The following is a 23841-nucleotide window of genomic DNA, read 5'->3' as shown; positions in this document are numbered from 1 at the left end:
GCTGGATTTCGCCTCGGGAGGCGAACATGCGATGGACATACGACAGGCCAAAGCTCTCGCTCCTCCATACCGGGCTTCCGATCACGCTGATCGCCGTGCTGGCGGCGGGTATCTTCCACCAGGTGGGTTTCATGAAGCCTGCGCCCCCAGAGGGCGCGGTCTATGAGCCCGCGACGGTCGTTGTTCCTCCCCGCAGCTACAGCTACAGGAGCGACGGAGAGTTCCTGAAGGGCACGGCGCCCATCGATCCGCCGATGAAGACGGTGGTTGCGGCGTCGAGCCTGACGATCACGAAAAATCACGTCACCGCCTCGGAATACCGGGAGTGCGTCGCCGCGCGCGCCTGCAAATCCTCTGAAGCGACCTCGTCGAGGCGGGACGTTCCCGCCACGGGCGTGAGCTTCGACGATGCCGCGGCTTACGCCCGCTGGCTCTCGGATGTGACCGGCGAATACTGGACCTTGCCAACCGACGAACAATTGGCTCAGGCCGCGGGCAAGCGGTTCCCGGACGATGCTCTCGGCCTCGATCCGGACAGCAAGAACCCCGCGCTGCGATGGCTCGCCGACTACGAACGCGAAGCGCGTGAGCGGGCGACAGGCGATCCGGTGCCGCGGCCGACGGGAAGTTTCGGGGAGAACGAATATGGCCTGGCCGACTTTGGCGGCAACGTCTGGGAATGGACGTCCACCTGCCATCGCAGGGTCCATCTCTACGTGAACGGGTCCGTTCGCGCCTCCGAGGAGATTTGCGGCGTCTACGTGACCGTGGGTCCGCATCGCTCGCCGATGAGTTCCTTCGTCCGCGATCCGAAAGGCGGTGGCTGCGCGGTCGGGACGCCGCCGGACAATCTGGGCTTCCGCCTGGTCAAGTCCACCCGGTGGTATGCGCCGCTTCTCAAGACGCTTCGCCAAGCCGGTTGGACAGCGTGATCGTGATCACGCCGACCGGGTCTAGGCCGACGTCAAAGCGGGCCGCGAGCAAACTCCGAACCGTTTGTCGTAGGTCAAAGAGGACCGGCTTTTTTGCCCTAGTGTGAATTCAACGAAGCCGAGGGCTTTCGAGAAAAGGAGTAAGGAAATGAAGAAGATTTTGGCATCCCTGGTCGGCGCGGCAATCGCTACGGCTGTCTGCGCAACGGCGGCTTCTGCTGCCGATTTCCAAGTGCAAATGCTCAACAAGGGCAAGGACGGCGCGATGGTATTCGAGCCGAGCTCCCTCAAGGTCGCCAAGGGCGATACCGTCACCTTCGTTCCGACCGATAAGTCCCACAACGCCGAAACCATCGACGGGCTGATCCCGGAAGGCGCAAAGCCTTTCAAGGGCCAGATGAACGAAAGCGTCAAGATCACGTTCGACGTCGAGGGTGCCTATGCCGTGAAATGCGCGCCGCATGTCGGCATGGGCATGATCGGCCTCATCGTTGTCGGCAATGCTCCCGCGAACCTGGAAGCCATCAAGACCGCGAAACTGCCCAAGAAGGCTCGCGAACGTCTCGACGCGGATATTGCTGCTTCCGGCGTTTGAGCCGGAGCGCCCGGCGGCGGCCATTCCCTCTCCCCCTGGCCGCCGCCGCGCTTACCGTCCCAGCCTCATCTTGCGCGAAATCCGGCACAGTTGGTCAGCGCATCAGGCCAGCCATACGAAGCGCATTCTCGATGATCTGCTGGATGCCTTCAGGTTCTTTTGCCTTTTGGGAAGAAGCGGATGCCCGCTTGGCGCCGTCGCCCTTCGCCCGCAGTGGCTCGACGCCTTCGCGAAGCAGGCCCCAGCTTTTTGCCGAATGAAGCGTCGACGATATGCCGACATCCAGCAGATAAGGCGCGGCATTCTCGTCGCCGAGCGCGGGGTCGATCGGCGTTCCGTGGCCCATTCCGGCAATGCTGTAATATTCGATTGCCCGCCGGCCGCGGACGTCTTTCCACACGGTTCTCGACTGGCCGTCGACCGTTTCCGACAAGTCGGGCCGTGCGTCGACGTCGTGAACGGCCCGCCACTGGTCGATGATCGCCTGCGCATTCGCCTCTGCGACCGTCTTGTCCTGGGTGCCCTGCCACACCGAGACGGTCGGCCATGGCCCCTGATGGGTGGAAGCGGCCCTCAGCCGCGACTGAAGCGTCGGTGGTGCCGGCAGGCCGTGACCGCGCATCCGGTCGAATGCTTCGGGCACCGTCGAGGTGACGCCATAGGGCAGGCCTGCGATGATCGCTCCGCCGGCGAAGACCTCCGGATAGGTGGCGAGCATCGTATTGGCCATCGCACCACCCGCGGACAGGCCGCTGACATAGACGCGCAACGGGTCGACCCCGTGTCGGGAGACCACCGCCTCGATCATCTGGCGGATCGAGTGCGCTTCGCCCTGGCCGCGGCGCGTGTCGCCCGGAAGGAACCAGTTGAAACAGAGATTGCCGTTATTGGCGCGGACCTGTTCCGGCAAGAGCACCACGAACCCGTGCCGCTCAGCGAGTTTCGACCACCCGGTGCCGTGGTCATAACCGGAGGCGGTCTGCGTGCATCCGTGAAGAACGACGACAAGGCCGGGGTTCTTGGGAAGCAGGGAGGGCACGTAAACCTTGGCTGCCAGCGCTCCGGGGTTGGATCCGAAACTTTCAAGCGCCTCCAGATGGCTGGGCGCGTCGGTCTGCTCTCGACCCAGTGATTTCAAGCGGGCGAGCCGCTCCAGCGTATCCGACAACGATCTCATCATGCCTCCTGGCAATCATTGCCGGGGTGGCAGTGATCAACGACAACGTCCCCTATATGGGAAGCGTTGCTGCACTGCACAATTATTTTTTTGGTAAGGTATGTTTGATCACGAGCCGGCGGGCTTGTTGCCGGTCCGCCAATTTCATTTGGCAGTGTCGGAAATCCTGTAGCTCGAAGACCGGACGATCAGTTCTCCGGGGAGCCGTTTGATCGTGATCGGCCGCCCGGGATAACAGGAGCCATCCTCGATCATTCCGACGGCGACCGCTATGATCTCGTCGACGGGCTGGCGGAATGTGGTCAGTGCGTAATGTGGCCAGCTGGCGAGCGCGATGTCGTCGAAACCGGCGACCGCGATATCGTCGGGCACGCTGAGCCCGGCCTCTTCCCGCAGGGCGTCGAGGCCGCCTGCCGCGAGAATGTCGTTGGCGAAGAAGATCGCATCCGCGCCGCCGCGATCGACGATTTCTATCGCGGCCCGCCGGCCGGCCTCATAGCTGTATTCGCCGGCATCGACGCGGGCGCAAAGCACCATGCCGAGTTCGGCAACACGCGTCACGAAGGCGTTCTGTCTTTCGCGATTGGTGGTCGTGTGGCTGAGGCCGGACACATAGGCGACGCGACGCCGGCCGGTCTCATAGAAATGGTCTGCGATCGCCCGGCTGCCCGCGACATTGTCGCAGATGACGCAGCTTAAGTCCGCATCCTCGACGACGCGGTTGATCAGCAGTGCGGCGCGGCCCTCGGTTGCCCAGCGCAAGGTCTGGCCGGAGAGGATCGTGGCGGAAATAATGATCACGGCATCGACGTTGTAGCGGCGCAGGGCCGAAAGCTGCTCTTCGAGGTTGGAACCCTTGGTGATGTTGAAGAGCAGGCTCTGCAGCCCGACGCGCTGGAGGCTGCGGGAGAGCTTTTCGATGAGCGCAGGGTAGAAGGGGTTCTGCATGTCGGAGACGACGATGCCGACGATATTGGTGCGGCTCTTCGACAACATGCTGGCTATGGCGTTCGGGTGGTAATCCACCTCTTCCGCAAACTGCTTGATCCTGTCGCGCAGGTCCGGGGCGATGCTGGCGCCCGGGGTGAACGCGCGGGAGACGGCGGACTGGCTGACGCCGAGCATACGGGCGAGCTGGCGCGCGGTGATCGGCCGACGCTTCGCCTTGTCATCCGGTATTTCTGGCTTGTCCAAGAAACTCTCCAACTCCCTGCCGGCGGTCGGCGCTGCTGTCGATACCCCTGGCGCAGTCACGGATCAATATCATCAAATGCGTATCCGTGTCTTGCATCCGTATGCAATGGCGTCTAGTCTTTCTTTCAGGATCGGGAGGAGAGCCGTCGATCATGCTTTTGAAGGAAATGGCCGAGCCAGGCGTCTCGGCCGTGGACGATCTTCGCGTGCTGGATTTGTCCGACACGTTTTCAGGCCAATACTGCGCGCGGCTTCTGGCGGACTATGGCGCGGAGGTCATTCTCGTCGAGCCGCCGGCGGGATCGGCGATCAGGCGAATGCCGCCGTTCTCGGTGACCGATCCACAATTGTCCTTGCCGTTCTGGCATCTGAACACCGGAAAGAGGTCCGTCATCCTGGACCGGTCGACGGAGGCCGGGCGGGAGGAAATGAAGGCGCTGATCGCTGGCGCGGATGTCGTTATTCCGCCTGCGGACCTAACGTTCGACGAAGTCGCGGACATCAATCCGCGCTGCATCACCGCTTCCGTCACCCCTTTCGGGACCGACGGGCCTCTTGCCGATTGGAAGGGGCCGGAGATCGTGCTGCAGGCGCTTTCCGGGATGATGTACAATAACGGCCAGATCGGGCGAGAACCCCTCTATGGTGTCGGCGATAGGGCATCCTATGCCGCAGGGCTCGCCGCCTATATCGGCGTTATCACCGCTCTGATTGACCGACGCACGACCGGGCTTGGTCAGGCTGTGCGGGTGGATTCGGCCGAGACCGCAGTATCGATGTGTTTCCCCTATGTGCTGCGCCATATCTACAACGGCTCGGTCCATAGCCGGCGGGACCAGACGATCCCGGCAGGGCAGGTGAAATGCCGTGACAGCTGGGTCTGCATCTGGATCTACAATCATCGCTGGGAAGCTCTCTGCACGGCACTGGATCTTCCGGATATCCAGCACGATCCCCGCTTCGCCGAGCCGGGCCCGCGCCGGCAGCACTGGGATGTGCTCTACGAGATCATCCAGGCGAAGGTCGCGGAGATGGACGCGGAGGACCTGGTCGACCGGCTGCAGCGCGCCCAGATCATCGCGGCCAAGGCCTATCGTCCCGCCGAACAGGTCCGCAACGGCCACCTCACCGCCCGCCATTATTGGGAAACCGCCGACGACCGGCTCATTCTTGGGCCACCCTTCCGGATGAGTGCGACACCTCGCAGGGTTCGAGGTGGAGCGCCCCTTCCTGGCGAGGCGCAGGGGCGGATTCCGCCGCGACGAACCGAACCATTCGAGACGCCAAAACCGGCTGCGCCCGGCCGGCCGCCACTCGAGGGGCTGCGGGTCATCGAGATTACCACCGCCTGGGCCGGGCCCATGGCCGGACGGGTGCTTGCTTATTTCGGAGCCGAGTCCATCCATGTGGAATCGCCCAACCGGGTGAATTCCTGGCGGTTGAACAAGGAAAGGCCAAACCCGGTCAATTTCCCCGGCGGCGAGCCGGGCGAGCGGCCATTCGACCGGTCTTTCCTGTTCAATTCTCAGAACGTCAACAAGCTCTCCTGCATCCTCAACCTGAAGACCCAGGAAGGGCGAAAGACACTGGAGCGGCTGGTTGCGAAGGCCGATGTGCTGATCTGCAATTTCCGGCCGGGCACGCTTGCGAAGCTGGGCCTGGATTACGAGCGGCTTTCGGCAATCAAGCCGGATATCATCGTCGCGGAGCTTCCCGCCTTCGGGCGCGACGGGCCGATGTCGGGATATGCGGCCCTCGGTCCGACCATGGAAATGGCGACCGGAATGTCGGCGATGATGAGTTATCCGGACGGGCAGCCGGAAAACAGCGGGCCTTCCTATCTCGACCCGATCGGCGGGTTCAATGCGGCGGCGGCGATCCTGACCGCACTCTACTGGCGGGAGCGGACCGGCCGCGGCCAATATGTCGAGGTGCCTCAGGTCGAAGCGGCGATGCAGTTCATCGGCGCCGAACTGCTCCTGGCGGCAGAGACGGGAAAAGACCCGGTGCCGAACGGAAACCGGCTCGCGGGCATGGTGCCCCACGATGCCTTTCCGGCCCTCGGGGAAGACCAATGGGTCGTCATCGCAGCGCAGGATGAGGCGCAGTGGCAGGCATTGTGCGAAACGATCGGCATGCCGCAACTCGCCTCCGACCGGCGTTTTGCGACGCTCGAGGCGCGCCGGCGGAACGAGGATGCGTTGACGGAAATTCTCTCGGATTGGACGCGCGGCCGCGACAAGCACGATATCGCCCGGTTGCTCCAGGGCAGGGGAGTTGCCGCGGCTCCGGTCAACGACGCCGGCGATCTGGCACGCAGCGACTATCTTGCTCATCGCCGGTTCTTCACCGAACTCGAACATCCGGATGCCGGGTTGCACCCCCATCCCGGCCTGCCGATCCACTTGAGCCGGACGCCTGGAGGGCAGCGCAGGCCGGCGCCCCAGTTCGGCGGCGATAACCGGTTCGTGCTCGAGCGAATCCTGGCGCTGCCGCCGGAAGAGGTCGCCCGCATCATGGTCAGCGATGCGATGACCACCGTTCCCTTTCCGGATGGATAGACCGATGAAAACCGAGACAGAAGCGCTGTTTCCGCGAAGCCTTGTCGTCGATATCCGCCTCGACGACGACCCGCGATACAGGGGCAGCATCCACGACGACGCAGTGGCGCGGGCGCGGGGTTACAAGGCAGCACTGGTTCCCGGCGCCTTCGTTTATGGCCATGTGGGCCGCGTGGCGGTGGAAGCCTGGGGTCTCTCCTGGCTGGAGCGCGGCGGCATGGGCGCGAGTTTCCGGCGCCCGGTCTACAATGGCGACCGGCTGACGATCCGCGCCTCGGCGCTGTCGGGCGATGCCGATATGCGCAAATCCGCCATCGTCGCGACAAACACGGACGGCGAGGAGGTCGCGAGCGGCTGGATCGGCCTGCCGGACCTGTCGCTGTCGGTTCCGGACCTTTCAGCCTTCGCGGTGCTGTCGCGTCCTGATCCGCCGCTGACAGTCTCGATCGGCCAGCTGAAACCCGGAATGCCGTTGACGACCGCCGACAGGGTGCTGACCGAAGAGGAATTCAGGCGATCCCTCTCTGCCTTCGACGAGCAGCATGCCCTGCATGTGCGAGACGGGATCGTGCATCCGGGGTGCCTGATGCGGCTCGCCATGGGCGATACGCACAACAGTTTCCGGTTCCCGTCCGCGATCGTGCTGACCGCTGTCGAGGCGCAGCATTTCGGCTGCGTTCGGCCGGGGCAGAGGCTGATGACGGTGGGCAGAATAGCGGACGCCTGGGTCAGGAACGGCAAGCACTATTTCCAGAGCGAGGAATTTCTTCGCGCCGACGGACGTCTCGCGGCGCGCTTTTTGCGGACGCAGATCTACGGCTACGAAAACGTTTAGGGGCGGTGGCGTGGCGCCTTTTCGCGGCGGTCCAAAATTTAACGGCAAAGTTGCTTGCATACGGATGCAAAGTGAGTGATGCTTTGGTCGGAGGAAGGGGCGCTTTCAAAGTGCCTGATAGGAAGAGGGAGGATTTCGAGGATGTCAGAGACGCGAGCGTTTAGCGCCTAGCGTGCCGGCTCCCGCCATGGCGGGTTTTCGCGGCCCCGTGGGGCATCTTTTTCCAGGTTTGTGGATACCTAATCGTGCCAATGCCGACGACGATCAAATCAGTCGAAGCTTTTCAGGTCATGTGGGAACCGAACGAGCCGCCGGGGCGCCGAAGCGCCATCGTGCGGGTGACGACGGTGGAGGGCATTGTCGGTTACGGCGAGGCATCCCCGATGATGGGCGGTGAGCATTCCCTCGGCGTCGTCAGGGATTTCGCGCCGTCGCTTATCGGTGCCGATGCGCTCGATCACGCGGTGCTCTATGACAAGCTCCTGCATAAATACGTGAAGCTCGGCCCGGAAGGGGCGGTCACCGGGGCGTTGGCGGCGCTTGATATCGCGCTCTGGGACATCCGGGGCAAGGTCTTCAACCAGCCGATCTACAAGCTGCTCGGTGGCGCCTGGCGCACCGAGCTGCCCTTCTATTCCTCGATCGGCGGCAATGCCGGCCGCACCGTGGACGAGACCGTCAAGGCGGTCGAAGCACGCTGGAAATCGGAAACGCCGGCGGCGATCAAGATCCGCTGGGACGGCGCCCGCACCCGGCAGGACGACGACATCCCCGGAGATATCGCCAAGGCGAAGGCGGTACGCAAGCTGGTCGGCGACGACTTCCCGCTCGCCTTCGATGCCAACAATCAATATTCGGTCGGCGGTGCGATCCGGGTCGGCCGGGCTTTGGAGGAGCTCGGCTACATCTGGTTCGAGGAGCCGGTACAGCACTACAACGTTCGCGCCATGGGAGAAGTGGCGCAGCGGCTCGACATCACCGTCTCGGCGGCCGAGCAGACCTACACCACGCAGGCGGTGGTCGACATGATCAATGCCGGCGTGCGGATGGTGCAGCCGGACATCATCAAGATGGGTGGCATTACCGGCCTGATGCAATGCGCCGCGATCTGCTTTGCGCACGGCGTCGAACTCGTCCCCCATCAGACCCAACCGACGATCGCCCACACGGCCAACCTGCAGGTGCTGGCGACGCTGATGCACAATACCAAGCCGGCCGAATTCGCAGATCCGTCGACACGGATGCACGTGGCCTTCGAGAACCCGCCAAAGCCTGAAAACGGCAAGTTCAAGGTGCCGGGAGGCCCGGGTCTGGGCCTCATGATCAAGGATGCCGAGTTGGACAAGCGGCGAACGTAACTTGTCTTTGGGAGGAGATGATGAACGTGAACAGAAGAGAATTCCTGGAGCTCGCCGCTGCGGCGACGGCTCTGAGCGTCGTGGGAACGGGTGCTGCCCGCGCAGCGTCGAGCGCCGACGTGGTGCGGATCGGCATTGCCGCCAACGGGCCGCGCACCAGCGATCCGAACCAGACGACGCAGGGCTCGGACAACTGGGCCACCGAACAGATCTACGAACAGTTGGTGCGCCCCGAAGACGGTGATTTCGCCACGACGCCGGACAAATACGTGCCGACGCTGGCGACCGAATGGTCCGCATCGCCGGATGCGAAGACCTGGACATTCAAGCTTCGCCAGGGTGTCCAGTTCCACAAGGGTTACGGCGAGATGACGTCGGACGACGTGGTCTTTTCCTTCAAGCGGGCAATCACCGACGGCACCAACAAGACGATCATGGCGAATGTCGCCGACGTGGTCGCCAAGGGTCCCTACGAGGTTGCCGTTCAGCTCAAGTCTCCGGACGTGAATTTCCTCGGCACGACGGGCTTTTCCAACAATACCTCGATCGTCTCCAAGAAGGCCTTCGACAAGATAGGCGCCGAAAAGTTCATGACCGACGCGGTCGGCACCGGGCCTTACGAGCTCACCCGTTTCGACGCCGAATGGGGCACGGCGATGAAACGCCATGAGGGTTACTGGGGCCAGAAGGCCAAGATCGCCGGCGTGGAATGCGTCTATATTGCCGATACCACGGCCCGGACGCTGGCGCTCCTTTCCGGCGACGTCGATCTGATCGAGGCGGTGCGTGCGCCCGGCTGGGTGGATTCCATGCTGCAGCGCGATCCGACCCTGAAATTCGACATGACGATACCGGGATCCTTCAACACGCTGCACATCAACCTGACCCGCAAGCCTTTCGACAACCTGAAAGTTCGCCAGGCGGTGATGTATGCGATCGATCGGCAGGCGGTCGCCGATGCCCTGAAGCCGATGGGTGGTTTCATGGCTGGTTTGCAGCCGGATTTCTTCCCCGCCGGTTTCAAGACCGCCGACCTGCCGCCCGAACTGCAGTACAAGTACGATCCGAAGAAGGCCAAGGCGCTGCTCGCCGAGGCGGGTTTTCCGAACGGCTTCGATTTCGACAGCAATTGCAGCCAGCGCGAGGACTATTCCTCGACCATGCTGATCGTGCAGGAACAGCTTCGCGCCGTCGGATTGCGCATGAACCTGAAGATCGGCGACCACACGGCCTATCACGCCGACAATCGCAGCGACAAGAATACGCTTGCCATGCATTCGTCGAGCTATCCGCCGATCCCGACGCAGCTCTATTTCCAGCAGCTTTCGTCGAAATCGGAAGTGAAGTCCGACGGCAAGGGCGGCGGCAACTACAGCCATTACGGGGTCGCCATGCCGGGGATCGACGCGCTGCTCGACAAGGCGTTGATGGCAACCGACTACAAGACCTATGTCGACACCTGCAAGCAGATCGAGCTGCAGGCGCTGCGAGACCTGCCCCTGATCGGGCTTTCCACCCTGTCCTTCACCGTGGCTCGCAACGCGCGGCTGGACATGGGCTACAAGGTCAAGAGCGGTTACGCCCGTTGGCGTTTCCATCGCGCCACGAAAAAAGCCTGACGGCTTCAAAGCACGGGTGACAGGCCAATGGGCAGGTACATGCTTTACAGGCTAGCCGACGCCATACCAACCATATGGTTGGTCCTGACGCTCGTGTTCATCGCCATGCGCATTCTCCCGGGAGATCCGGCAATCGCTGCTCTGGGAGACGGTGCTCTCCCGGAGCAGCTTGCCGAGTTCCGGGAGAAAATGGGACTGAACGTCCCGATCTGGCAGCAATATTTCAACTTCCTGATCGGCACGCTGACGCTCGATTTCGGGAAGTCCTACATGAACGGCGCGCCGGTCCTCGATCTCATCGCCCGCAATCTGCCCTACACGATCCAGCTCACGGTGGCGGCGATGATCCTCGGCACGGTGATCGGCATACCGTTCGGGGTGCTCGCGGCCGTCAAGCGGGGGAAGCTGCCGGATTCCGGCATGCGGGTCTTTTCTCTGGTGGGGTATGCGGTCCCGGATTTTTATCTGGGCGCGCTGTTTCTGATCGGGTTTGCGCTGAACCTCAGATGGTTTCCGATCAACGGGGCCGGCAGCGGGTTTTTCGATGTCCTCCACCACCTCTTCCTGCCGGCGCTGACGCTTGCGCTTGTCAAGGCTGCGTTCATCGGGCGCCTGACGCGAACCTCCGTGCTCGAGGTTCTCGGCAAGGACTATGTGCGCACCGCCCGCGCCAAGGGAGCGCGCGAAAACCGCGTCATCTACCGCCATGCGCTGCGCAACGCCCTGCTACCGCTTGCGACAGGCATGGGATTGAGCCTGCTCGCAACCCTGTCGGGATCCGTCGCAGTGGAACTGGTCTTCAATCGCCCCGGCATCGGTCGGCTGCTCATCCAGTCGATTACCGAAAGGGACTACGGCGTCATCCAGGGCGGAGTGGTGGTCTTCGCGCTGATGGTGGTCTTCGTCAACCTGATGATGGACCTCCTTTATGTCGTCATCGATCCACGAATTCGGGTGAAGTAATGACAATACTCCCAGGCTCCGTCGGAACCCTGTCCGCATCCGACGATATCGAACATGCGATCGCGCCGGAACCCGGCAGGACGGCGCTGCTGAAGGACATGCTCTTCGGCCAGGCCTCGACGATCTTTGCCTTTTCCGTCGTGGTGATTTTTCTTCTGGTCGCGATCCTTGCGCCCTGGCTCGCCCCCTACGATCCGCTGGCGCAAAGCATCCTGTCGATCAACAAGCAACCGTCCTGGGCGCATTGGCTCGGGACCGACCAGTTCGGCCGGGACGTGCTGTCCCGGATGATCCACGGGTCGCGCAATTCGCTGCTGTTCGGGCTGATCTCGCCTGCCTTGGCCGCCTTTTTCGGAACCATACTCGGGGTGACGGCGGGTTATTTCGGGGGCGTCATCGACCGGGTGATCAGCCGTGTCGTCGACCTTCTTCTGGCTTTCCCGGAACTGCTTCTGGCGATCATGATCGCAGCGGTGCTCGGCGGGGCCTTCTGGAACATCATTGCCGTCATCACCGTCGCCTTCATACCGGGTTTTGCGCGGGTGGCGCGCGCCTCGACGCTCGCCGTCAAGCAGGAGCCTTACATCGAAGCCGCGGTTGCGGTCGGCCTTCGCACGCCGACGATCATCATCCGGCACGTCATCCCGAATATCGCTGCGCCGATCCTGGTGCTGATGACGCTCTGGGTCGCGTCCGCCATCCGGCTGGAAGCGTCGCTGAGTTTCCTCGGCATCGGCACCCGGGCACCCAATCCGAGCTGGGGCAATATCATCCGCGACGGGCTGAACAACCTGTTCGGATCGCCATGGCCGATCATCGCGGCGGGTTTTGCGATCACCTGCGTCGTGCTGTCGTTCAACCTCATGGGCGACGCGGTGCGCGATGTCCTCGATCCGGAGACAACGCGATGACGATTGCTCCGTCGCTTTCAAGGCAGCAGCCGGTTGCCTCCGTTCATCCCGGGCCCTTGCTGAAAGTGGAGAATCTCTCGATCGAGTTCGGCCCGAAGGGTACGGCGGTGCGTGTGGTGGAAGGTGTCAGCTTCACCATCGACGCCGGCGCCGCGGTCGGCATCGTCGGCGAGTCCGGCTCCGGCAAATCGATGACCTCGCTTGCGGTGATGGGGCTGATCCCCAGCCCTCCGGGCCGCATCGCCACCGGGCGGATCCTGTTCGAGGGCGTCGATCTGCTCGGCCTGCCGCGCTCCAGGATGCCGGAGATCCGCGGCCGCGATATCGCGATGATCTTCCAGGAGCCGATGAGTTCGCTCAATCCGGTAATGACGATCGGCGACCAGATCGGCGAGGCGATCAAGCTGCATCAGAAGATGGCCCGCGAGGAGCGGCGCCAGCGCGTTATCGAGCTGCTGAAGCTGGTCGGCATCCCCGATCCGGAACGCCGGCTCGGCGCCTATCCGCACCAGTTCTCCGGCGGCATGCGCCAGCGGGTGATGATCGCCATGGCGGTCGCCTGCAACCCGAAGCTCCTGATCGCCGACGAACCGACGACCGCGCTCGACGTCACCATCCAGGCGCAGGTGCTCGAGCTGATGCACAAGATCCGCCGCACCCTGAACACCACCATCCTGTTGATCTCGCACGAGCTCGGTGTCATCGCCGATATCTGCGAGCGGGTGATCGTCATGTATGCGGGCAAGGTGGTCGAGGATGCGGATGTCAAGACGATCTTCCGCAGCCCGAAACATCCCTACACGCGGGGCCTGCTGCAATCGATCCCGCGGTTGAAGGACGAGAATACGCGCCTTTACCAGATCCCCGGCATGGTGCCCTTGCCCGGCACGATCAAGCAAGGCTGTCCGTTCTTCCCGCGCTGTCCCGATCGCATCGACAAATGCGCGCGGGAGACGCCGCCTCTCCTCGAAATCACACCGCAACAGAAGGCGGCCTGTTGGGTCTCGGCGGGGGCGACGTCATGAATATTGCAGTGACCGGAGATGACCTCGTCGTGGTCAGAGACGTGGGCAAGACCTTTTCGGAAGCAGGAGGCCTGGTGTTTGGCCGCGCCCAGCCGAGTGTAAGGGCGGTCGACGGCGCTTCCTTCGAGGTCAAGCGCGGCGAGACGCTGGCGCTGGTGGGGGAATCCGGCTGCGGAAAATCCACCCTCGGGCGGCTTCTGCTGCGGCTGATAGATGCAAGCGAAGGCGAAATCGCTATCGACGGCGTGGATATCCTGCGTCTCAGTTCCAATGACATGCGCCAGATGCGGGCGCGCGTGCAGATGATCTTCCAGGACCCCTATGGGTCGCTCAGCCCGCGTCGCTCGGTTGCGAAGATCATTGCCGAACCGCTGGAAATTTTCGGGCTAGTCCAATCGAGGAAGCAGCGTCGCGATCGTGTCGCTGAACTGATGATCCAGGTGGGGCTGTCCCCGACTTTCATGGACCGGTATCCGCGCCAGTTCTCCGGAGGCCAGCGGCAGCGCATAGGGATCGCTCGCGCCATTGCGGTCGATCCGCAGTTCATCGTTGCCGACGAACCCGTATCCGCGCTCGACGTCTCGGTGCAGGCCCAGATCGTCAACCTGATGCAGGACCTTCAGAAAAGCCGGGGTTTCTCCTATCTGTTCATCGCTCATGATCTGTCGGTGGTGCGGCATATCGCGGATCGCGTCGCCGTCATGTATCTCGGCCGGATCGTTGAAATAGGGCCTAAAAGGCGGATCTACGATTTCCCCAGCCATCCCTACACCCAGGCGCTTCTCTCGGCGGTGCCGGAGCCCGACCCGGAAACGCGAAAATCCCGGATCATCCTGAAGGGCGACGTGCCGAGCCCGGCCAATGTTCCGACCGGCTGCAGTTTCCATACCCGCTGTCCGATCGCCCAGCCTATTTGCAGGACGGAACGTCCACCGCTTCTGGAAACCGCCAGCGGTCACCTCGCCGCCTGCCATTTCGCCAAGCCGCATCCCATCCCTTTGTAGGCCCTGTCGAGAAGCTCTCCGAGCTGTGTTCGCCATCGAATAGGTGCCGTGCCTTTACACGAGACCTTCGATGGCGGAGGCGCTCGCGCCAAGCCCATCTGCGAAAAAGTCCATAGGTACACTTGCTTTACCGAAGGTGGCAGTTAAGATTACCTTTATCCCGATGGCATTCGCAGGTAACGGCTTCATGACACGAGAATTCATCCAGGCGCTGATGCGCGAACTTGGGCCCGACGTCTTTTTCGGGGAGGACATCCCGGTTCGCTTCCATAACGATTGGGGCGGCCTTTCGCCGGTCGTACCGCTGGCGCTGGTGCGGCCGCGCACGACGGAGCAGGTCTCGGCGACGCTACGCCTCTGCAACGAGTTCAAGGTGCCGGTAGTGCCGCAGGGCGGATTGACCGGTCTCGCCGGTGGCGCGCGGCCGATCGAAAATGGCGTGGCGCTGTCGCTCGACCGCATGAACGGCATCGAGGAAGTCGATACGGTGATGGCGACGATGACGGTGATGGCGGGCACGCCGCTCAGCGTCATCCAGGCGAAGGCGGAGGAGGCGGGGCTGTTCTTCGGGCTCGATCTCGGTGCCCGCGATTCCTGCGTCATCGGCGGCAACCTCGCCACCAATGCCGGCGGCAATCGTGTCATTCGGTTCGGCATGGCGCGCGAACATGTGCTGGGCCTCGAAGTGGTGCTGCCGGACGGCACGATCGTCAAGTCGCTGAACAAGATGCTGAAGAACAATGCCGGCTACGACCTGAAGCAGCTGTTCATCGGTTCGGAAGGCACGCTCGGGGTCATCACCCGCGCCGTACTGCGCCTGCAGGCAAAGCCCGCCGAACTTGCCAGCGCCTTCTGCGGCTGCCCGGATTTTCCCGCGCTCCTGGAGCTGCTGAAGAGCGCCCGGCAGGGCATGGGCTCGGCACTGACCTCGTTCGAGGTGATGTGGCCGAGCTTTTACGATTTTATGACGGGCAGGCTTCCCGACCTGCGCCGCGCCTTCAAGGAGCCGCACGGCGTCTATGTGCTGATCGAGACTGGCGGGCGCAATGCGGAAGAGAACCGGGCGCTGCTGGAGCAGGTGCTGTCCGATGCGCTGGAAGCCGGCTGGGTTTCCGATGCAGTTCTGCCGTCCTCGGAGCGCGAGACCAAGGATCTCTGGGCAGTGCGCGAAAGCGTGTCGGAATACGGCAAGCTGATGGGGCCGCTGACCGCCTTCGACGTCGGCCTGCCGACCAGCGCGGCCGGAAGGGTGGTCGACGAGATCGAGGCGGTGATGAAGGTCCGCTGGCCGGATGCGATTGCGGTCAGCTACGGCCATATCGGCGACAGCAACCTGCATCTCGTCTGCAACATTCCGTCGGCCGGCAACGACCAGCCTCATAAGGAGATCACCGAACTTGTCTTCGGCTCGATCGCCCGCGAAGGCGGCACGATTTCCGCCGAACACGGGATCGGCCTCCTGAAAAAGCCCTATCTCAAGCTATCGCGCACCCCGGAGGAACTGGCGTTGATGGCGCGTATCAAGCTGGCGCTCGATCCCAACAACATTCTGAATACCGGCAAAGTGCTTTCCGTCTGAGGGGGTAGGAGGTGCTGGTGGACCGACACTTTCAGCCCGTCAAAGTGCTGCTTCCGAACGAAGAGGTGGCGCGCCGGCTTGCTGATGCCATCAGGGCGGGATTTTTCCGGCTCGGCTCTCGCCTTCCGTCCGAACGCAGCATCGCCGAACAGATGCAGGTGAGCCGTCCGACGGTGCGTGAAGCGGTGAAGCTGCTGGTCGAGGCGAATATTCTGACCGTCAGGCCGGGCGCCGGCGGCGGCACGTTCGTCAGCAGCGAGATCGTGCCGCTCGACATTATCGTGCCGAGGCCGGACATGCGGCCGGGCGACATCGACGAGGCGATCGAGGTGCGCCGGCTGATCCTGCCTTGGGTGGCGCAGATCGCATCGCAATATGCCGAGGATGCGGATTTCGACCGGATGCGGGAGGCAATCCGGTTCGGCCGGGATTCGCTGCCGCCGCCGGAGGTGACGAAAAGCAGCCCCGAGCATATCAGCTCGATCATCATCGCGTCGATGCGCTTCGACCTCGCCCTGGCACGGGCGACCCGCAATGGCCTCGTGCTGGAATTGATGGAACTGCTGCTGCAATGGGTGGAGCCGATGCGGCACAGGACGCTGCATAGTCGCGCCGATCTCGTGCTGTCGCTCGAACTGGTCGAGACCATGATGCAGGCGATCGAATCCGGCGACCCGGCGCAGATCGCCGAGATTACCGAGCGGCGTCTCGGCATTCTGGAAAATGCGCTTGAGGAGCAGACGGGCCGGCGCCTTCGCCGCAACCGCCGGCCGGCCAATGCGAGTTGATCACCGCCTTAGGCTTTCGTGCCAGCTGGCGCGATAGGCTTCGAGATTCCAGGTCGGCGCAGGCACGATGCGGCCGGGCTTGGATGCTGGCGAGATGCCAGCGAGAAGCGCTGCGCCCTGACTTGTGCCGGTCGAGCCCGAAAGTGCCATCACCTCGCGGCCGAGCAGTGCGGCGAGCGCCTGGAGATAGGCCAGGTTGGTCGAGAAGGGGCCTTCGACCAGAACCGGTCCCTTGGCGCCGATGAGATCGAGACAGGTCTCCGTCATCTGCGCGAGGTAGAGGCAGGCTGCCGCCCAGCGCTGGTCGATAGTGGCGCCGGTGTCGTTGATCCATTGTTGCTCGCGGCCCGGGAAGGGGCCGGAACCACCTGAAACGTTCGGCAGAAGCATCAGACCTTTTTCGATGACACGAGGAATGGCTGCGAGGGCCGCTTCCGGGGACAATGGACCAAGTTCGGCCGTCAGCATCTCGAATTCGCGGCCGCCCATGAATCGGCTCGAGGGTACGGCGCGGCCATAGGCATCGACATTGGCAAGCGCGTCGCGCTGCGGGTCGAGATGATCGAGATCGCCACCGACCGCGAAATTGATGGCCCAGGTGCCGGTGGAGACCACCGCGAACGGCGGCTCACGTCCGACCAGATGCGCCAGCAGCGATGCGTTGGAATCGTGGATGCCGCAATGGACGGGGATGGCTGCCGTGACGCCGATCCGGGCTGCGATGTCCGGCAAAAGCGGACCGAGCGTGTCAAAGGCCGAACGGACCGGCGCCATCAGATCACGGATGCCGAGCGTATCGACCAGCGGTGAATAGGTACCTTCGCGGGGCTGCCAGAGGTCCGTATGGCAACCGAGCGAGGTGACTTCGTTCGCCGCAACACCGGTCAGCCGGAACGCCCAATATTGCGGGTAGGTGAGGATGTTGCGCGTGCGGGCAAAGGCTTCGGGAAAGGCAGTCTTCTGGTAGTGGAGCTGCGCGCCGACATTCAGCCCGCCGGACAGGGCTGGCGAGAAGGTTTCCGAAAAATTCGGGCGGATCGACCGATACGCCTGGCGGATATCTTCCGGATATTCGTGTTCGTAATCGAGCACCGGCAGCGCCAGTTTGCCCTCGGCGTCGAGAAGCACCGCTGATGCGCCATGGGTGGTGATGGAGATCGCATCGAAGCCGGGGTGCTTGGCAAAGTCGGACAACGCTTGGAGCACGAAGGTCCACAGGGCGTCGATATCGTAATGCGGATAAGGTGGACCCGGCAGAACCCGGTTCGGCGTGCGCCTTTCGGCGATCTCGTCGCCGGTCGCGCAGTCGAGCACGACGAGCTTGGCATTGGTCTTGCCGATATCGAGAACGGCGATCTTTTCCGGCGTGGTCATGGCAGGTGGAAGACCGTCACCAGATCGCTCTGGACCGGCGAGGCGTCCGGATTGGTTTCCATGATGTCGGCCATATGGGCCCACCATTTCTTCATCACCGGGTGTTCCGGCAGGTTCGCCATCGTATGGTCCACTGGTCGCGTCAGCACACCGAACAGCGTGTTCGTCTCGCGGTCGAGATGGATGGAATAGTCGCTGGCGCCGGCCTGGTGGAGGAGATCGACCAGCTCCGGCCAAATCTCGTCGTGGCGCCTGCGGTATTCCGCTTCCATGCCGGGATTGAGCTTCATCTTGAAAGCGTGCTTTTCGAGCGTCATCGGCTCATTTCCTTGATGCGGCGGGCGATGATCGGGATGGCGATGGTGATGATCAACAGCAGGCCGACGAAGATAGACATGACGATGCCGGGCACGTTGAGCAGCCCCAGCCCGAAGGTGACGAGGCCCATGACGAAAGCCGCGATGACGACGCCGGCGATGGTGCCCGCGCCGCCGAGAATGGAGACGCCGCCGAGCACGACCATGGTGACGACCTCAAGCTCCCACCCTTGGGCGATCGACGGCCGGGTCGAGCCGAGGCGGGAGGTGAGGCAAACGGATGCGACACCCGCCATCACGCCGGTCAGCAGGAAGAGAATGAACTTCACCCGCTCCACCGGAATGCCGGAAAAGCGTGCGGCGAATTCGTTGTTGCCGATCACATAGACCTGCCGGCCGAAATTGGTGGCGTGCAGGAGGATGCCGAAGGCTGCGGCGAGGATGATGAACAGCACGAATTCGAAGGAAAACACCCAGGCCACGTAGCCCTGGCCGAAGAAAGCGAAACTTTCCGGGTATTTGCCATAGGCCTGGTCGCCGAGGACGATGTAGGAAATACCGCGGAAGAGGCTCATCGTGCCGATCGTCACGACGATCGAGGGCAGCCTGAGGCCGGCGACGAGCAGGCCGTTGAAGGCGCCGCAGACAAGTCCGGTGCCGATGCCGATCGCCACCAGTCCCGGCGTACCGATGCCGGCCTGGGCTGCCGCGCCCATGGCAGTCGAGGCAAGCGCGATGATCGCTGCCACCGACAGGTCGATCTCGCCGGCGATGACGAGCAGCGCCATGGCGAAGGCGATCATCGCCTTTTCGGTGAAGTTGAAGGTGGCGTCGGAGAGGTTCCAGGCGTTCAGGAAGTAAGGCGAGGCGAACGAATTGAAGACGAAGATCAACACCGCGACGCCGAACAGCAGTACTTCCCAACTCGCCAGGAGGCGCGAGGTCTTGCTGCCGAGCCTATCGGGGATCACCCGTTTCGAGGAAACGACGTCGGTCATGCGGACACCTCCTTTGCACCGCGATCGCGCAGGATGATACGGCCGGCCTTGCGCTCGGCGCGGGCGTTGAAGGCGACCGCGAGCACGATGACGATGCCTGAGATAGCCATCTGCGCGAAAGGCGAGATGCCGATGACGGGCAGCGCGTTCTTGATGACGCCGAGGAAGAGGGCGCCGAGCACCGCACCGCCGACCGAGCCGATGCCGCCGGCGATCGAGATGCCGCCGATGACGCAGGCGGCGACCGTATCCAGCTCGAAACCGGCCGCGATATCCACATAGGCGACCGCGTAACGCGACACCCAGAGATAACCGGAAAGGCCGGCGAGCGCGCCCGAAACGACGAAGGCAATGAACTTGGTCCAGCCGATATCGATGCCGGCATAGATCGCCGCGGTCGGGTTGCCGCCGGATGCATAGGCCGCCCGGCCGAAGGGCAGGCGGGTCAGCACGAACCAGGCGCCGAGCACGATGAGGATGGCGATCCAGGAGAGGATCGGCAGGCCGAGCACCGGCATTCGCGGCACATTCAGGAAGGAAGGCGCCATCTGGTGGGCGTTCACCCAGCCGCCGCCGGACAGCACGAAGGCCATGCCGCGATAGATGGTCAGCGTTCCGAGCGTCACCACGATCGGCGGGATCTGCAGCGCCCAGACGAGGTAACCGTTGATCGCACCGAGAAAGGCCCCGATGCCGACCGCCATGACGATGAGCAGAGCCAGCGGCAGATCGGGATAGGCAGCGTTGGTCATGGCGACAGCCATGCCGGTGAAGGCAAGATTGGCCGCGACGGAGAGATCGATCGACTTGGTCAGGATCACCGTCATCTGGCCGAGCGCCAGGATGATCAGGATCGAGGTGTCGTTGAAGATATTGGCGAGATTGCTGGGAGACGCAAAGCCCTGTGCGCGGGTGGAGAAGCCGGCGATCATCGCGGCGATGATGACGGTCAGCAGGATTTCGCGGTTCTTCAGGAGGCGGTTCATCTGGTTCTCCTCACTGGTTGCCGGTCGCGGCGCGGACCAGCATTTCGGCGCTCAAGGCCTCGCGCTCGAAAACGCCGGCGGCCAGGCCCTCGCGCATCACCATCACCCGGTCGGACATGCGGAGGATTTCGGGAAGCTCGGATGAGACCATGATGATCGACAGGCCCTCGGCGGCGAGTTCGCCGATGAAGGCGTGCACCGCGGCCTTGGAGCCGATGTCGATGCCCTTGGTCGGTTCGTCGAGAATGATCACCTTCGGCTGTGTCGCCAGCCATTTGCCGATGACGACCTTCTGCTGGTTGCCACCGGAGAGCGTGCCGACCGGCACCGAAAGGGCGGCGGCGCGCAGGTCCAGCCGTTCCGCATATTTTCGTGCCAGCGCCAGTTCGTTGGCGGCTTTGAGGAAACCGGAGCGGGAGGTCTTGCCGAGCGACGGCAGCGACATGTTCTGGAAGATCGGCATGGGCAGCGCCAGGCCGTGGCGGCCGCGTTCCTCCGGCACGTAGACGATGCCGGCGCGGATCGCATCGCCCGAGGAGCGGATGTCGAGCGGCTTGCCCTCCAGAACCAGCCGGCCGGATGAGGGCCGGGTGACGCCGAACAGCGACTGGCAGAGTTCCGAGCGTCCGGCGCCGATCAAGCCGTAGATACCGAGGATTTCGCCGCGGCGAAGCTCGAAGGAGATGTCCCGGAATTCCGTCGAATGGCAGTAGTTCTCGACGCGGAAAACCGGCGCGCCGATCGCGACCTCTACTTTCGGGAAAACGTCCTTGACGTCGCGGCCGACCATCAGCCGGACGATCTCGTCCTGGGGCGTTTCCTTCAACCGGCCCTGGCCGACGGCGCGGCCGTCGCGGAAAACCACGAAGTTCTCGGCGATCTCGTAGACCTCGTCGAACTTGTGGCTGATGAAAAGGATCGCCTTGCCCTGCCGCTTCAGACCTTCGACGATGCGGAAGAGATCGTCGATCTCTTTCCGCGAAAGGGCGGCGGTCGGCTCGTCCATGATGACGATGCGGGCCTCGACCGACAGCGCCCGGGCGATCGCCACGAGGTGGCGCTGGGCGATCGAGAGGTCGCGCAGGCGGATCGTCGGGTCGATATCGCTTTCGAGCTGCAGCATGAGGGCCTTGGCGCCGGAATTGATCTTCCGCCAGTCGATCGTGCCGAAACGGGTGCGCGGCGCATGGCCGAGAAAGATGTTTTCCGCGACACTCAACTCGTCGAAGAGGACGGTTTCCTGATGGATTGCGGTAACACCGGCGTCGATCGCCGCCTGCGCGCTCGTGAATGTGGTGGGCTGACCGTCGATCAGGATCTCGCCCTCGTTCGGGCGGTAGATACCGGTCAAAATCTTGACGAGCGTCGACTTGCCCGCGCCGTTTTCGCCGATCAGGGCCGTCACCTGGCCGGGGTAAAGCTTGATGCTGACCCCATCGAGGGCTTTGACGCCCGGAAAGATCTGGCTGATGCCGCGCATTTCCAGGATCGGCATTGCTTCCGTCGTCGGTGCCGGTCGGGGCGATCGGTCTTGAATTTTCGTAACGCCGTTCATCAGGGACATTTTCCGACGAGTCTTTGAGATTTACGTCTGGTTATTTTGCGGGTGCTTGCAAAGCCGATGGCTCCGAGTTTAGAGCGGCCTCCGCTCCGCTTGGCCATCTTCTCCCCAGCGGGAAGAAGATGCCGGCAGGCGGATGAGGGGGCTCGCGCCTGCCGGCAGGTCGAGTTCTTCAGATCAGAAGATCTTGGAGAACTCGTCGATGTTCTTGGCGTTGTAGACGAACGGGTCGGCCATGGCGGCTTCGCCATTGTCGCCCACCTTGATCGAGCCCATGCGGCCGGCCTTGATCGCCGAACCGGGCTTGGCGTCGGTATCGCCCTTGACGAGGTGATAGGCGATCTGGGTGGCCGAATAACCGAGGTCGATCGGGTTCCAGATGGCAAATTCCTTGGTGGCGCCCGACTTGATGGCGCCGGCCATTTCGGATGGCAGGCCAAGGCCGGTCACATAGACCTGGCCGATCTTGCCGGCATCCTTGACCGCCTGCGAGGCAGCGAGAACACCGACCGTGGTCGGAGCGACGATGACCTTGACGTTCGGCTGCGAGGTCAAGAGACCCTGTGCTTCGCGATAGGACTTGTCGGCGAGATCGTCACCATAGACTGTCGTGACGAGGTTCAGGCCCGGAAAGTCCTTGAGCTGCTTCTTCATCTCGCCGATCCAGGTGTTCTGGTTCGTCGAGGTGGTGGTGGCCGAAAGGATGGCGAAACCGCCCTTGCCACCTTCCAGGTGGTTCTTGGCAAGCGTCAGGCACATCTTACCGATCAAGTCGTTGGAAGACGGGTTCAAGTGCATGATGCGGCCTTCCTTGGCCACCGCCGAGTCCCAGGAAATGACCTTGATGCCGCGCTGAGTTGCCTTCTTGAGCGCCGGAATAACGGCATCCGGATCGTTGGCGGAGATGGCGATCGCATCCACCCCTTGAGCGATCAGCGAATTGATCACTTCGATCTGGCCTTCGGCCGTCGTCGAGGTCGGGCCGGTATAGATGACCTGGACGCCGCCGAGTTCCTTGGCAGCTTCCTGCGCGCCCTTGTTGGCCGCCTCGAAGAAGCCGTTGCCGAGCGATTTGACGACCAGCGCGATCTTCATGTCGGCAGCGCTTGCCGCCGTCGTCATTGTCGTTGTCAGGGCGGCGAAGGCGAATGCCACGCCGAGGGCGAGTTTCTTTGCAAGTTTCATGGTTGGTCCTCCCAGTTGATAGTTTAATCTTTCTCCCGCCGGTCGCTCCTCACGCGGCCGACGAAGAATCCTCCTTGGCCAGGTCCGTTGTGGCGGCACCGGCGATAATCAGTTTGACGCCCGCATCCTCGATCATCCGTGCGGCGTCGTCGGTCACACCATCATCGGTGATGACGGTCGTCACCCGGTCGAGCGGGCACAGGATGAGGCTCGATCGGCGCGAAAACTTCGACGAATCCACCATCACGATCAGTTCCTCGGCCTGGTGCATCAGCTTCTGCTCGCTCTGGATCACCAGCGCGTCGGCTTCCATCACGCCGAGCGGGCCGACCCCCTGCGCGCCGATGAACATGCGCCGTGCATAAAAATTGCGGATCGCATCATTGTCGAAGGGCGACAGGATCAGGCTCTGCTCGCGATAGATCGCGCCGCCCGGTATCGTCACCGTGTTCTTCGAATGCTTGACCAGATGTTCGGCGATCGCAAACGAATTGGTCATCACCTGCAGGCGTCGGGCCGACATGAAATGCACCATCTGGAACGTCGTCGTGCCGCCGTTGATGATGACGCTGTCGCCTTCGTCGCAGAGTTCGACTGCGCGGCGGGCGATTGCGCGCTTCTTGTCGATGTTGACCGATTCCGACACCCGGAACGATCGGGCCGAAAGCTGGCCGATCTGCGGAGGATGAACGGCTTCCGCGCCGCCGCGGACGCGCCGGAGCTTGCCTTGGACGTGCAGCGAAGCGATATCGCGCCGAATCGTCGCTTCCGACGCCTCGGTCAATTCGGCGATATCCTGCACCGTGATGACGGGCTTTTCCTGGATAGCGCTCAAGATGATGCGATGGCGTTCACGTTCGTGCATTGGCTCCTCCTCGG

21 protein-coding genes are annotated in these 23841 nt (G+C 63.0%); 12 read left to right on the top strand and 9 right to left on the bottom strand.

Features of this window, described 5'->3' with window-relative positions; all coding sequences use genetic code 11:
• Positions 1 to 26 precede the first annotated feature (26 nt).
• Complete coding sequence (locus C5J24_RS19245; RefSeq protein WP_105420099.1) at positions 27 to 932, top strand: SUMF1/EgtB/PvdO family nonheme iron enzyme; 906 nt, start codon at positions 27 to 29, stop codon at positions 930 to 932.
• Between the two features lie 148 nt (positions 933 to 1080).
• The gene (locus C5J24_RS19240) at positions 1081 to 1527 is read left to right on the top strand and encodes a pseudoazurin (protein WP_105420097.1); all 447 of its coding nucleotides are present in this window, start codon (positions 1081 to 1083) and stop codon (positions 1525 to 1527) included.
• A gap of 94 nt (positions 1528 to 1621) precedes the next feature.
• Here the strand turns inward: C5J24_RS19240 and C5J24_RS19235 are convergent, their stop codons facing one another.
• Together C5J24_RS19235 and C5J24_RS19230 are read right to left on the bottom strand one after the other, a co-directional pair.
• The gene (locus C5J24_RS19235; RefSeq protein WP_105420160.1) at positions 1622 to 2704 is read right to left on the bottom strand and encodes a PHB depolymerase family esterase; all 1083 of its coding nucleotides are present in this window, start codon (positions 2702 to 2704) and stop codon (positions 1622 to 1624) included.
• A gap of 144 nt (positions 2705 to 2848) precedes the next feature.
• On the bottom strand, positions 2849 to 3898 hold the full coding sequence (locus C5J24_RS19230) for a LacI family DNA-binding transcriptional regulator (protein ID WP_105420095.1): 1050 nt from the start codon (positions 3896 to 3898) through the stop codon (positions 2849 to 2851).
• Positions 3899 to 4050: 152 nt separating this feature from the next.
• On the opposite strand from C5J24_RS19230, the gene C5J24_RS19225 reads away from it, so the two are divergent.
• The 10 genes from C5J24_RS19225 (at position 4051) to C5J24_RS19180 (ending at position 16541) form a co-directional block, all read left to right on the top strand.
• Positions 4051 to 6459, top strand: coding sequence for a CaiB/BaiF CoA-transferase family protein (locus C5J24_RS19225; RefSeq protein WP_172724049.1), 2409 nt, complete (start codon positions 4051 to 4053; stop codon positions 6457 to 6459).
• Positions 6460 to 6463: 4 nt separating this feature from the next.
• Complete coding sequence (locus C5J24_RS19220) at positions 6464 to 7294, top strand: MaoC family dehydratase (RefSeq protein WP_105420091.1); 831 nt, start codon at positions 6464 to 6466, stop codon at positions 7292 to 7294.
• Positions 7295 to 7545: 251 nt separating this feature from the next.
• A complete protein-coding gene (locus C5J24_RS19215) occupies positions 7546 to 8652 on the top strand; it encodes a mandelate racemase/muconate lactonizing enzyme family protein (RefSeq protein ID WP_105420089.1) in 1107 nt (368 codons plus the stop codon).
• A gap of 26 nt (positions 8653 to 8678) precedes the next feature.
• Positions 8679 to 10271, top strand: coding sequence for an ABC transporter substrate-binding protein (locus C5J24_RS19210; RefSeq protein WP_172724048.1), 1593 nt, complete (start codon positions 8679 to 8681; stop codon positions 10269 to 10271).
• Positions 10272 to 10310: 39 nt separating this feature from the next.
• Positions 10311 to 11234 carry an ABC transporter permease gene (locus tag C5J24_RS19205; RefSeq protein WP_205836961.1) on the top strand — a complete coding sequence of 308 codons (924 nt, stop codon included), beginning with the start codon at positions 10311 to 10313 and terminating at the stop codon, positions 11232 to 11234.
• Positions 11234 to 12145, top strand: a complete 912-nt coding sequence (locus C5J24_RS19200; protein WP_105403160.1) for an ABC transporter permease — start codon at positions 11234 to 11236, stop codon at positions 12143 to 12145. Before C5J24_RS19205 ends, C5J24_RS19200 begins: the two co-directional genes overlap by 1 nt.
• The gene (locus C5J24_RS19195; protein ID WP_105420083.1) at positions 12142 to 13170 is read left to right on the top strand and encodes an ABC transporter ATP-binding protein; all 1029 of its coding nucleotides are present in this window, start codon (positions 12142 to 12144) and stop codon (positions 13168 to 13170) included. Before C5J24_RS19200 ends, C5J24_RS19195 begins: the two co-directional genes overlap by 4 nt.
• Complete coding sequence (locus tag C5J24_RS19190) at positions 13167 to 14174, top strand: ABC transporter ATP-binding protein (protein WP_105420158.1); 1008 nt, start codon at positions 13167 to 13169, stop codon at positions 14172 to 14174. Before C5J24_RS19195 ends, C5J24_RS19190 begins: the two co-directional genes overlap by 4 nt.
• Before the next feature lie 187 nt (positions 14175 to 14361).
• On the top strand, positions 14362 to 15753 hold the full coding sequence (locus tag C5J24_RS19185) for an FAD-binding oxidoreductase (protein ID WP_105420081.1): 1392 nt from the start codon (positions 14362 to 14364) through the stop codon (positions 15751 to 15753).
• Positions 15754 to 15770: 17 nt separating this feature from the next.
• Positions 15771 to 16541, top strand: a complete 771-nt coding sequence (locus tag C5J24_RS19180) for a FadR/GntR family transcriptional regulator (RefSeq protein ID WP_172724047.1) — start codon at positions 15771 to 15773, stop codon at positions 16539 to 16541.
• Here C5J24_RS19180 and C5J24_RS19175 read toward each other — a convergent pair whose 3' ends face one another.
• From C5J24_RS19175 to C5J24_RS19145, 7 genes are all read right to left on the bottom strand, one after another.
• Positions 16542 to 17915: an FGGY-family carbohydrate kinase gene (locus tag C5J24_RS19175; protein WP_105420078.1), complete on the bottom strand. Its 1374-nt coding sequence runs from the start codon at positions 17913 to 17915 to the stop codon at positions 16542 to 16544.
• Positions 17912 to 18232 (bottom strand): L-rhamnose mutarotase, encoded by a 321-nt coding sequence (rhaM, locus tag C5J24_RS19170; RefSeq protein WP_105403155.1) that lies wholly within the window; start codon positions 18230 to 18232, stop codon positions 17912 to 17914. Before rhaM ends, C5J24_RS19175 begins: the two co-directional genes overlap by 4 nt.
• A complete protein-coding gene (locus C5J24_RS19165; protein ID WP_105420076.1) occupies positions 18229 to 19230 on the bottom strand; it encodes an ABC transporter permease in 1002 nt (333 codons plus the stop codon). The genes rhaM and C5J24_RS19165 overlap by 4 nt, the downstream gene beginning before the upstream one ends.
• Positions 19227 to 20216 carry an ABC transporter permease gene (locus tag C5J24_RS19160; RefSeq protein WP_105403153.1) on the bottom strand — a complete coding sequence of 330 codons (990 nt, stop codon included), beginning with the start codon at positions 20214 to 20216 and terminating at the stop codon, positions 19227 to 19229. Before C5J24_RS19160 ends, C5J24_RS19165 begins: the two co-directional genes overlap by 4 nt.
• A gap of 10 nt (positions 20217 to 20226) precedes the next feature.
• On the bottom strand, positions 20227 to 21711 hold the full coding sequence (locus C5J24_RS19155) for a sugar ABC transporter ATP-binding protein (protein ID WP_105420156.1): 1485 nt from the start codon (positions 21709 to 21711) through the stop codon (positions 20227 to 20229).
• A gap of 243 nt (positions 21712 to 21954) precedes the next feature.
• Entirely contained in the window at positions 21955 to 22962 is a 1008-nt protein-coding gene (rhaS, locus tag C5J24_RS19150; protein ID WP_105420074.1) for a rhamnose ABC transporter substrate-binding protein, read from the bottom strand.
• A gap of 49 nt (positions 22963 to 23011) precedes the next feature.
• Positions 23012 to 23827, bottom strand: a complete 816-nt coding sequence (locus C5J24_RS19145) for a DeoR/GlpR family DNA-binding transcription regulator (protein WP_105420072.1) — start codon at positions 23825 to 23827, stop codon at positions 23012 to 23014.
• Positions 23828 to 23841 lie beyond the last annotated feature (14 nt).

This window comes from Neorhizobium sp. T25_27 (genome assembly GCF_002968565.1).
GTDB classification, from domain to species: Bacteria; Pseudomonadota; Alphaproteobacteria; order Rhizobiales; family Rhizobiaceae; genus Neorhizobium; species Neorhizobium tomejilense.
This window is presented reverse-complemented; position numbering and strand designations above follow the sequence as displayed.

Bases quoted from the DNA above. Each gene is read 5' to 3' on its own strand.
- C5J24_RS19245 (WP_105420099.1), top strand. From the start codon at position 27: ATGCGATGGACATACGACAGGCCAAAGCTCTCGCTCCTCCATACCGGG.
- C5J24_RS19240 (WP_105420097.1), top strand. From the start codon at position 1,081: ATGAAGAAGATTTTGGCATCCCTGGTCGGCGCGGCAATCGCTACGGCT.
- C5J24_RS19235 (WP_105420160.1), bottom strand. From the start codon at position 2,704: ATGAGATCGTTGTCGGATACGCTGGAGCGGCTCGCCCGCTTGAAATCA.
- C5J24_RS19225 (WP_172724049.1), top strand. From the start codon at position 4,051: ATGCTTTTGAAGGAAATGGCCGAGCCAGGCGTCTCGGCCGTGGACGAT.
- C5J24_RS19220 (WP_105420091.1), top strand. From the start codon at position 6,464: ATGAAAACCGAGACAGAAGCGCTGTTTCCGCGAAGCCTTGTCGTCGAT.
- C5J24_RS19215 (WP_105420089.1), top strand. From the start codon at position 7,546: ATGCCGACGACGATCAAATCAGTCGAAGCTTTTCAGGTCATGTGGGAA.
- C5J24_RS19205 (WP_205836961.1), top strand. From the start codon at position 10,311: ATGCTTTACAGGCTAGCCGACGCCATACCAACCATATGGTTGGTCCTG.
- C5J24_RS19200 (WP_105403160.1), top strand. From the start codon at position 11,234: ATGACAATACTCCCAGGCTCCGTCGGAACCCTGTCCGCATCCGACGAT.
- C5J24_RS19195 (WP_105420083.1), top strand. From the start codon at position 12,142: ATGACGATTGCTCCGTCGCTTTCAAGGCAGCAGCCGGTTGCCTCCGTT.
- C5J24_RS19190 (WP_105420158.1), top strand. From the start codon at position 13,167: ATGAATATTGCAGTGACCGGAGATGACCTCGTCGTGGTCAGAGACGTG.
- C5J24_RS19185 (WP_105420081.1), top strand. From the start codon at position 14,362: ATGACACGAGAATTCATCCAGGCGCTGATGCGCGAACTTGGGCCCGAC.
- C5J24_RS19175 (WP_105420078.1), bottom strand. From the start codon at position 17,915: ATGACCACGCCGGAAAAGATCGCCGTTCTCGATATCGGCAAGACCAAT.
- rhaM (WP_105403155.1), bottom strand. From the start codon at position 18,232: ATGACGCTCGAAAAGCACGCTTTCAAGATGAAGCTCAATCCCGGCATG.
- C5J24_RS19165 (WP_105420076.1), bottom strand. From the start codon at position 19,230: ATGACCGACGTCGTTTCCTCGAAACGGGTGATCCCCGATAGGCTCGGC.
- C5J24_RS19160 (WP_105403153.1), bottom strand. From the start codon at position 20,216: ATGAACCGCCTCCTGAAGAACCGCGAAATCCTGCTGACCGTCATCATC.
- C5J24_RS19155 (WP_105420156.1), bottom strand. From the start codon at position 21,711: ATGCCGATCCTGGAAATGCGCGGCATCAGCCAGATCTTTCCGGGCGTC.
- rhaS (WP_105420074.1), bottom strand. From the start codon at position 22,962: ATGAAACTTGCAAAGAAACTCGCCCTCGGCGTGGCATTCGCCTTCGCC.
- C5J24_RS19145 (WP_105420072.1), bottom strand. From the start codon at position 23,827: ATGCACGAACGTGAACGCCATCGCATCATCTTGAGCGCTATCCAGGAA.